This window comes from Paenibacillus sp. MCAF9 (genome assembly GCF_052114265.1).
Classification (GTDB): Bacteria; Bacillota; Bacilli; order Paenibacillales; family Paenibacillaceae; genus Pristimantibacillus.
Genome location: NZ_JBFREL010000105.1, coordinates 1 through 363, shown reverse-complemented (window position 1 = coordinate 363; position 363 = coordinate 1). Strand labels below are relative to the sequence as shown.

The 363-nt window shown below is 62.0% G+C and carries 1 protein-coding gene; it reads right to left on the bottom strand.

Annotated features, from left to right (window positions below; translation table 11 throughout):
* The coding region (locus AB4Z45_RS33090; protein ID WP_441913841.1) for an AAA family ATPase at positions 1-363 on the bottom strand (363 nt) is incomplete at both ends.

Here is a 363-nt window from a genome sequence, read left to right as displayed (position 1 = left end):
ATGACCACCGGGAAACCGGCGCGCAAAATCACGCCAGCGATTTCATGCAGGCGGGAATAGGTGGCAGCACTGGCGTCGGCGCTGTAGATACCGGCTTGCAGGTCGTTCGGTACGTGCTGTTCGCCGAACAGGCGCTTGCGTTCGACATCGGAACGCAGGCGAATCGCGCCCAGTGCTTCTACCAGACGCATGGCTACGTGGCTTTTACCGACGGCGGAAACACCATGGGTGATCGCCATGAAGCGCGAAGGAATGGTGCTGTAACTTTCCGCCAGGTTGGCGTAGTTGCGGTACTGGCGCAGGGTGGTAGCACGCTGCACCGGATCGGCCTCGGCGGGCATGCTGAACAGGGCGACCTTGGCG